Genomic DNA, 8,998 nt, shown 5'->3' with positions numbered 1-8,998 from the left:
CCTTCCCACCTTTGGCCGGAGGTGTCTTGGGCGAGGTTGGCGCGACCTTGATCGCGGGTTTGACTGGCTTATCGTCGAGGAAGCGAATGCTATTGATCGTTTTTTCAAAGTCCTTGACTGTTGACTCAAAGTCGGCATTCATTCCTGCAAAGAGCCAGATCATCCGGGTGTTTTTATAGACCATGTAGATGAGCCGCAGGCTGGCTTCCTCTTGAATTCCCAGGGACTGACTAACATCAAGCGAGGCCAAAACAGAGAGGGCATCCCGGCCCGCCACTTTGATTTTTACTTTCTTTTGGATGGCAATTCCAGGGATAATCTTGCTCATTCCTTCGATTTCACTATCACTAGGAAGCGCGTTATCGACTTGTTCCTCAAGCCCCGTTTTGGGTTTGGGCATGGTGATAAGAATAATGCCGCCCAGAAGTTTATAGGATAATACTGAACTATTTTTCTGACGCAACGAGCTATAACGCTCGATTGCAGGTGACTGCAGCGAGAGTACAACGGGATACACTTCGTCCTTGGGAGTACGGGTATAGCTAGAGGGTTTCACCAGCTTCATGCGAAATTCATCAAGAATAATCGTGTTTTCATTCTGTGCCCACACAGGGGAATGAAGGCTGACAAGTAGCGAGAGAGCAACAAGTACAGGAGAGAAATTCATAATCTATAATCCTTACAGGGAATTATACAGGTGTCATTGCATAGATTGCCATACCTGTACGCACTTAGCGCTGGACACGGCCCGAGCCGTCGCCTTTGAGGAGGGTTTCGACTTCGGAGAGCTTGATGTAGCTGAAGTCGCCGACAATGGAGTGCTTGAGGCAGCTTGCGGCAATGGCGAACTCGATGGCGTCTTGCGCGGATTTTCCGTTCACTAGTGAGTAGATCAGCCCCGCCGCGAAGGAGTCACCACCACCAACACGGTCCACAATATCAATGTCGTAGTGGCGTGAGAAATGCGCTTGATTTTCTGTAAATAGCATCCCCGACCAGCCGTTGCGGCTCGCGCTGTAAGACTCACGGAGCGTGATGGCGACTCCTTTTAAGTTCGGGAAACGCGCCACAAGCTTCTGAGCCACTTCGATGTAGCCGTCGTGTGAGAGAGCACCACTCGTGAGATTGGAGTCCGCCGCCTTGATCCCAAAGACCGTCTCGGCGTCTTCTTCGTTGGCGATGCACCAGTCCACGTAGGGCATCAGCTCGCCCATGACCTGCCCCGCCTTCTCGCTACTCCAGAGCTTCTTGCGGTAGTTGAGATCGCAGCTCACCGAGATCCCTTTTGCCTTCGCTGCCTTCGCGCCCGCAATCGCTGCCGCCGCCGCGCTGTCCGAGAGAGCTGGGGTAATTCCCGTGGTATGAAACGCTGTCGCGCCCTCAAAGATCTCGTCCCAGTTTAGTTCCTCAGGAGAAATCTCAGCAATAGCGCTATTGGCTCTGTCGTAGAGCACGGTGGAGGCACGCTGCGACGCGCCTTTCTCAACAAAATAAACTCCCATACGCTCACCGCCCCGCAGAATCTTGGTCGTGTCTACGCCCAAGCCGCGCACTTGGTTGATAAACCCTTGCGCCATATCGTTCTTGGGCAGCCGCGTCACAAAACGCGCATCGAGGCCAAGCTGGGCCAAGGAGACGGCGACATTGACTTCCGCGCCGCCGAAAGTCAGCTCAAGGGACGTGGCCTGGAGCAGGCGCAGATAACCAGGAGGGCAGAGGCGAAGCATGACTTCACCGAAAGTTACTACTCGTTGCATGGGGGTATTGTACTATAATCTCGGCGGTTTTCTGGGCCAATAGCGAGAGCTTGATCTCCAAACGCGCTATAATAGCCCCTGAGTATGAACGACTGGAAGAAATTTTTCGAGGCCATCGGGCCGGAGCGCTACTTAACCGAAGGGTTCACACAGCACACGCTAGCCGAGGTGGATTTTGTTTTAGATGCCTGTGAGTTGGCACCTGGAGGGCGAGTGCTAGACATGGGCTGTGGCCCCGGGCGGCACGCGCTGGAGCTGGCGCGGCGTGGGTTTCAGGTGACGGGGGTGGACTTCACGGAGAAGTTTATCCAGTTCGCGCAGGAGGGAGCGACGGCGGAGAGGCTAACGGAGCAAGCCGAGTTCGTGCTGGCTGATGCCCGTGATTTCGTCCGTCCTCTCGCCTACGATGCGGCGGTCTGTCTCTGTGAGGGCGCGTTTGCCCTACTCCAGACCGACGAAGACAATGTGCGGGTACTGCGCCATATCGCCGCGAGCCTCAAGCCGGGGGCACCGTTTCTTCTGACTACCCTCAATGGCTACCGGACGATTCGGCGGGCGGGGATTGAGACGACTCTTGATCCGCTGAACATGGTAGAAACCTGGCCCGGCGACGATTCCGGGGAGCTACGCGGGCGGCACTATATCGTCCCCGAGCTTGTCAAGATGCACGAGGCTGCGGGGCTGAGTGTCGAGCATGTCTGGGGAGGGACGGCAGGTCACTGGGCCCGCCGCCCCTTAGATTGGGACGAGATCGAGGTTATGTTTCTCTCTCGCAAGGGGTAGCGCTCGCCCAAGGAATTTTTAAAGATATGGAACAATTGCTTAAGCTCAAGCGTACTAATAACTAGCGCATGTCCTCCTTTTAACTGTCCATCGGACGTGATGGAAACCCGGCTCCTTTTTCAAGAGCCGGGTTTATTTTTGCCGGACTGGCATTTGTCAAAGATTGAGAAAAAATATTAAAATCTTGGAACAAGTAGGAAAGAGTGGCGTTAGAAGAGGCAAGTGAGCAGGAGCGCGCCCTCTTCACAGAATCTCAAACTCAATCCCAAGGATAACGGTTCCCATGAAAAAATATTTTGTACTCGCCGCGCTTGCGCTGGCTGCTTTCTCCCCGATTCGCCCTGCGTTTGCACAGGATAAGACTATTGTTGAGATCGCTGCGAGCAACGCGGATTTCTCGACCCTCGTTTCTCTGGTCAAGGCTGCGGGTCTCGCGGGGACGCTGAGCGGCGATGGCCCCTTTACCGTCTTTGCACCAACCAATGCGGCGTTCGCTAAAGTCCCGAAGAACATTCTGGACAAGCTAGGCAAGAATCCCGCAGCACTGAAGGCAGTTCTGACCTACCACGTGGTGGCGGGCAAGGTGATGGCGGCGGATGTGGTTAAGCTCAAGAGTGGCACCAAGGTCAAGACCGTGAACGGTGCTTCGATCACTGTGGGCACGAAGCATGGTGTGATGGTGGACAAGGCCAAAGTGGTCAAGACCGATATCGTCGGCAGCAATGGCGTGATCCATGTGATTGACAGCGTGATCCTGCCCAAGGGGCTCAAGCTCTAGAATGAAAGAAACGGCCCCGGGTAGCTTGCCCGGGACCGTTTTCTATTTTTGCTGTATAAGCCTTCTTCACGAATCGTGTCGGCGGCCTGAAAGGCCACCTCTGGGCCGCCTGCGGCGAAGCGGGCCGAGCCCGCAGAGATAGATCCGCGTCGCAAAGACGGAGCCTTTCAGGCCACGGCAAGGGGCACAATGCGATTCATGAAAAAGGCTCACGAACCTTTTTCATTTTTTGATGTACAATGGCTCCGGCGCTGCCCGCGCCTCCTCCCTCCACCGGGAAAGTACTTGTCGTGCAGGGCTCTCGCATTTCGATCAAACCTAAGGATTGAGCGGTCGCATATGGAGGGGTTGCGAGGAAAGCTCGAAACTGGAGGTTTGTATGACGCTCTCTGCACCTATCTATGTCCTCAAGCAACAGGCCAAAGTCCTGTCTCGCAAGGAAGGCATTCCGCTCGATCAAGCGTTGGATCGCATCGCGAGCCAAGAGGGGTTTAGCGCTTGGAGCTTGCTCTCTGCCAAGACAATGTCCAAGAAGCTCGTCTCTACTCTCTTCGCACAGCTACACCCGGGCGAGCTGGCACTGCTGGGCTCACGTCGTGGGCAAGGCAAGACACGCCTTAGCCTCGAACTGGCTATCCAGATAATGCGGCACGGCGGTAAAGCGGCGTTCTTTACCTTAGACTTTACCCCGACGGATGTCGCGGATTGCTTTAAGGCGCTGGGCGAGGATTTGGGCGCGTACCTTGATAGGTTTCTTTTGGATGACTCCGACCAAATCTGTGCGGAGTACATCATTTCCAAGCTGGCTTCTGCGCCTGTTAATACACTTGTGGTGGTGGATTACCTTCAGTTGCTGGATCAGAAACGTGAGAATCCCGATCTGACCTGCCAAGTTCAGCAGCTCCGAAGTTTCGCCAGAGAGCGTCAGTTGATCGTTCTATGCCTTTCTCAGATTAAGAGGAGCTACGATCCCGCGAGTCAACCCTGCCCTGGAATGAGCGACGTACGATTGCCGAATCCTCTGGATCTCAGCCTATTCGACAAGACGTGCTTCCTCAATCAAGACACGATGCAGATTGCCTGATCGGAAAAACGGCCCAGGGCAGTGCGCCCCGGGCCATTTTAATTTATTTCTTAAGAAGCGAGATCGCCTTCTCTAGCTGTGGATCTTTGCCCGCGAAGTAGTCGGGGGTGCTCCACGGAACAAGGTAGTCAGGCTTCTCACCGATGTTTTCCAGTGGTGTGCCATCGGTGCGCCACACTCCCTGGAAGGGCATGCGTGCGCCCGTGCCATCCACAAGAGAGAGACCAAAAGTCCAGATGACGTAACCTGGTGTCGGTTCCCCGACGAGCTTGGCAAGCCCCGTGGCGCGCATGCCGTAGGGGAACATCTCCGCATTGGAGAACGACGAGTCGCCCATGAGCACCACAATCGGTTTGTTCCAGGGCTGACGGCCCTCCAGAATGGGTGCGGGAACGACGTATCCACCGCGCGGTGAGTTGGTGGCGTAGGGCTTGAAGCGCAGCCAGGAGATCAGGGTGTCGCCGATATTGCCCCCGCCGTTCTCTCGAACATCAATGATCATCGCGTCCTTGCCCTCGGCATATTCGTAGAACTCACGGACAAAAGTGTCGCGGTTGGGGCCGCCCATACCGGAGATATGGACATAGCCCACTTTTCCGCCTGAGCCTTGTTCGACTTGCTTGGTACGCGCCTCGATCCGATTCCGGTAGTGCAGATCGCCCCACTCCCCGCCACTCACGGCTTTGTAGGTCACAGTGCGGGCTCCCTCGTGGCCCGGCTTGTCGTTCACTAGGAGGGTGAAGTCCCGCTCACCTTTGTCGTTGAGCACTTTGTAGAGATTCTCGTCGAGTGTTACGTCCACACCGTCTACGGCGACAATATACTCGCCGGGCTTGAGACGTGTTTTCTCGTAGCTACCGGGGGCACGCTTGGGAATGTCTTTCACACGGATGCCGGGGCCGGCATAGCCGTAGTCAAAGTACACACCCAACGATGCTGTATTAGGCCCAACAATGCTACTGGGAGCGGGATTCACCTCCGAGTGGCTGGATTCTAGCTCACCAAGCAGTAGGTTCCCCAGGTTGGACATCTCCTCGCGCGTGCCCACTCCCTCTAGCATCGGTTCGTAGAGTGCACGGAGGGCGACAAAGTCCCGGCCATGAAAATTTGGGTCGTAGAAGCGCGTGTTGTAGCTACGCCAGAGCTGTGTGAAGGCGGCCTGACGTTGTGCGCGAAGATTCTGGGTGTAGGTGGCGCTGAAGCCCACTAAGCTTGGCTGTGCACCTGGGACACGCGTTTTAAAAGTGAAGAGCTGGCCGCTTCGATTGAAGTAAGCCGTATCACCCACCGTATTAAGGCGCAGGTTACCGATTCCTCCCGTAGACGTGAGCTGCTTGACATCTTTCCCATCGTAGGAGGCTGACCAAAGATTGCCACCCGAGACAAAATAGAGTGTCCCGTCCGTATCCACGATCTGGAGATCTTCATCAGGGTAGGGGCCACTTAGCTTGCGCAACCGGTAGTGGATGTCCTCAAAGTCAATTGTGACCTGTACGGGGTCGCCCGACTTGACATACTTCAGCTCCAGCTCTGCGCCACGAGCCTCTTCTCGGGTAAGCGGCAGAGCCCAAAGCCCGCCACTGCCGTCACGATCGCTGGAGCTGAAGTAGAGATAGCGCCCGTCGGGAGACCAGACCGGCTCGCTGTGAAAAGCATTGAGGCGTGTAATATTTATCGGGTTGCTACCGTCGGCTTTTGTGATGTAGAGATTGGTTCCCCCCGACTCACGGCCACGGCGGGTGAAGGCCAACCAGCGCATGTCCGGCGACCAAGCGAACATATTCTGACTGTCACCTGCGATGGCCACGATACGCTTGGGGGGAGTCGAGAGATCACTGGGGCAGGTGTAGATCCCGGCACCCTCTTCCTCTTTTCCCTTGACCCAGAAGCTCAGGGTCTTGCCATCAGGAGATAGTGAGGGGCCGCTGGCATCCAGCTTGCCCGTCCAGACCGGCTTGATTGTCTTTGTGCCCACTTCCATCGCAAAGATACGCTCATTGCCGTTGCGGTCCGAGACAAAAAAGAGTGTCTTGCTGTCTTTGCTCCAGTTAAAGTCGTGGTCGGTGCCGGGATAGTCCGTCAGGCGTGTCGCTTGATCGGCATTGCGATTCTTGGCCTTATCCACCGGAATTGTCCAGATTTCGTCGCGTAGCAGAAACGCGAATGTCTTGCCATCGGGGCTGATCTTCGCTTCTGTCACTTCGGCATTGCTGATCACGACGCGCTGCTCGGTGTTGCTCTTATCATCGCCGCCACAGAGCAGTGTGACTTTTACGGGCGCTTTCGCCCCGGCTTTTAAGACATATAAATCGGTACCGTGCTCAAAGGCAATATCGCCGGACGTGCGCGCCACACTAGGAAAGCGTACAGCACTCCCCACAAACTGCGTGAGCTGCTTGGGCTTGCCGCCCTCTGAGGGAAATACCCAGAGGTTGGGTGTGCGTTTGGCATTGTCGTCTAGCTTGGGAGGTGTTTTTCCCAGCAGTGTCACGCTCGGGCTTTCCTCACCGTAGGTCACACAGACAATGCCCTTGCCATCGGGGAGAAACCGTGGGTAGAGGTGCTGGCGGCCATCATCGGCGAGGGGGACATTCTTTCCGCTCTTTGTGTCCAGCGTCCAGAGCTGCGCTGCGCCCGAGCCACTGTAGCGGGGGCGGGTCCAGGGAAAGCCATTGCGCTCGTAGGCGAGTTTATTGCCATCGGGTGAGAAAACCGGGCGGTTGAGGCTTTTGAAATCTTCGGCGAGCTTTGTGAAGCGCCGCGTCGCCAGATCCAGCGAGAAGATACTATCGCGGGGCGTGTCGCGCTGGCTCACAAACAGCAGGCTCTTGCCGTCGGGCGACCAGTCACTGGGTACTTCACGCCCACCCGCGAGGGTTAATTGACGCGGTGTCCCGCCCTCCGTGGGCACGACCCAGATATCGGGTGAGCCGGTGCGGTTGGACTGAAACGCGATCCACTTTCCATCCGGCGAGAACACGGGGTAGGCATCGTACTCCGCATGTGTCGTCACCTGGTAGGCCCGTCCGCCACTCGTCGCCGAGACCCAGATATCGCCGCGCCACACAAAAGCGAGCTTGGAGCCATCAGGCGAGAGCGCGGGCATCCGCGCTCCGACCACGGGTTTTTCCTCAGGAGCAGGGAGCTGGGCGAGCACTATAGTGCAGGGCGCAAAGCACAGAGCAAGAAAGAGCATCTTTTGCATGGAGAGAAGTATACCCTCACCAGGTACGATGCGTTTATGGAAATCTGAACTTAGCCATTTGGCCGCCCCGATAAACCGGGGCGTCTTATTGTCGCTACGCGACACGAAGGGCGTGCCGCCCATACTGAGTTTATTCGGTATGGCCCAGGCTAATCGCATATACTTAGTATAGATAAAACACTTATGATAAATCAGCTTCAGACTTTCTTAACCCAAGAAAGATGGAGCAAAAATGTCACGAATCGTCCAAGGTATACAGACCCATTTCAAAGAGCTACCCGAATTTCGGAAACGAAAAGTAAGGAAGCATCCGCTTATAAAAATCATATTTATTGCGCTTTGTGCGATGATTGCTGGAGCAGATACATTTACAGATATGGAAATATGGGCTCTCAAAAACAAAAAATGGCTTGAAGATAGAATTGATTTAACAGATGGAATACCTTCACACGATACACTGGGAAGATTTTTCGAATTGATTAATAATGTTTCTTTCTTCAAATGTTTCCTTGCATGGATATGTAGCATTACTGAAGGCACAGATATTTCCATTGATATTAATGACAATATAGAACATCAAGAACAAATTTGTATCGATGGAAAAATATCAAAAGCATCTTTTGATACGAATGCAGGGATTAAAGCTCTGCATCTTGTCAGAGCATGGGCGACGCAAACTCGAATGGTAATCGAACAACAAAGGGTGGAAGAAAAGAGTAATGAAATCACTGCTATACCCGAAATTTTAAAACGACTTGACCTACAGGGAGTGCTTGTTAGTATGGATGCTATGGGAACCCATAAAGAGATCGCCTCTCAGATAGTAAATCAAGGAGGAGATTACTTGCTTGTCTTGAAAGATAATCATCCTATGTTGTATGAAAGAGCGATAGATAATATTAAAGATTGGGAAGCTAAGAAATGGAAAATTCCTTTTCCTAAAACATTTGCAAAATCGATAGACAAGTCAAAAGGCTATACTGAAATACGACGGTGTTGGCTTGTCGAGAGTGCTGATTTTATCGATGTAGATAATGATTGGAAAAATTTGTTTGGTATAGCAATTGTTGAGCGAGAAAAGATAAAGAAAGGCAAGTCTATCAAAAGTCGTCGTTATTATTTGACGACTTTAAAATTAGCAAAAACGGTACTTAATGGCTCTCGTAACCACTGGGGTATAGAAAATGAGTGTCATTGGCTCTTGGATGTTCTGTTTTTAGAAGATATTAGTCGAATCCGTCAAGGTCATGCCGCTGAGAATATGTCGAGTTTACGCCAGATATGTTTGAGTCTTTTCCGTGCCGAAGTTAGTTCAAAACTTAGCCTTCGTGCCAAGCGCAAGATGGCTGGCTGGGATGTGAACTACATTTCTGACGTTTTAGCAGCGGGGA

Annotated in this window: 7 protein-coding genes; 4 read left to right on the top strand and 3 right to left on the bottom strand. The window is 53.6% G+C overall.

Annotation, left to right across the window (positions count from 1 at the left end; translation table 11 throughout):
* The coding region (locus tag ACH2EH_RS20650; RefSeq protein WP_395144673.1) for a hypothetical protein at positions 1 to 667 on the bottom strand (667 nt) is incomplete at its 3' end.
* 64 nt (positions 668 to 731) lie between these two features.
* The gene (locus tag ACH2EH_RS20645) at positions 732 to 1,757 is read right to left on the bottom strand and encodes a PfkB family carbohydrate kinase (RefSeq protein ID WP_395144672.1); all 1,026 of its coding nucleotides are present in this window, start codon (positions 1,755 to 1,757) and stop codon (positions 732 to 734) included.
* An 84-nt stretch (positions 1,758 to 1,841) separates the two neighbouring features.
* Here ACH2EH_RS20645 and ACH2EH_RS20640 point away from each other — a divergent pair, with 84 nt between their 5' ends.
* From ACH2EH_RS20640 to ACH2EH_RS20630, 3 genes are all read left to right on the top strand, one after another.
* Entirely contained in the window at positions 1,842 to 2,540 is a 699-nt protein-coding gene (locus tag ACH2EH_RS20640; RefSeq protein ID WP_395144671.1) for an SAM-dependent methyltransferase, read from the top strand.
* Positions 2,541 to 2,823: 283 nt separating this feature from the next.
* Entirely contained in the window at positions 2,824 to 3,318 is a 495-nt protein-coding gene (locus ACH2EH_RS20635; protein WP_395144670.1) for a fasciclin domain-containing protein, read from the top strand.
* Positions 3,319 to 3,697: 379 nt separating this feature from the next.
* Complete coding sequence (locus ACH2EH_RS20630; protein WP_395144669.1) at positions 3,698 to 4,402, top strand: DNA helicase; 705 nt, start codon at positions 3,698 to 3,700, stop codon at positions 4,400 to 4,402.
* 43 nt (positions 4,403 to 4,445) lie between these two features.
* On the opposite strand, the gene ACH2EH_RS20625 is transcribed toward ACH2EH_RS20630, so the two are convergent.
* On the bottom strand, positions 4,446 to 7,607 hold the full coding sequence (locus tag ACH2EH_RS20625) for a S41 family peptidase (protein ID WP_395144667.1): 3,162 nt from the start codon (positions 7,605 to 7,607) through the stop codon (positions 4,446 to 4,448).
* A gap of 232 nt (positions 7,608 to 7,839) precedes the next feature.
* Here ACH2EH_RS20625 and ACH2EH_RS20620 point away from each other — a divergent pair.
* Positions 7,840 to 8,998, top strand: a 1,159-nt coding sequence (locus ACH2EH_RS20620; RefSeq protein ID WP_395144665.1) for an ISAs1 family transposase, incomplete at its 3' end; no start/stop codon positions are given.

Source organism: Armatimonas sp. (genome assembly GCF_043760365.1).
Lineage (GTDB): Bacteria > Armatimonadota > Armatimonadia > Armatimonadales > Armatimonadaceae > Armatimonas.
The sequence above is the reverse complement of the archived record's forward strand: the minus strand, read 5'-3'. Positions and strand labels throughout refer to the sequence as shown.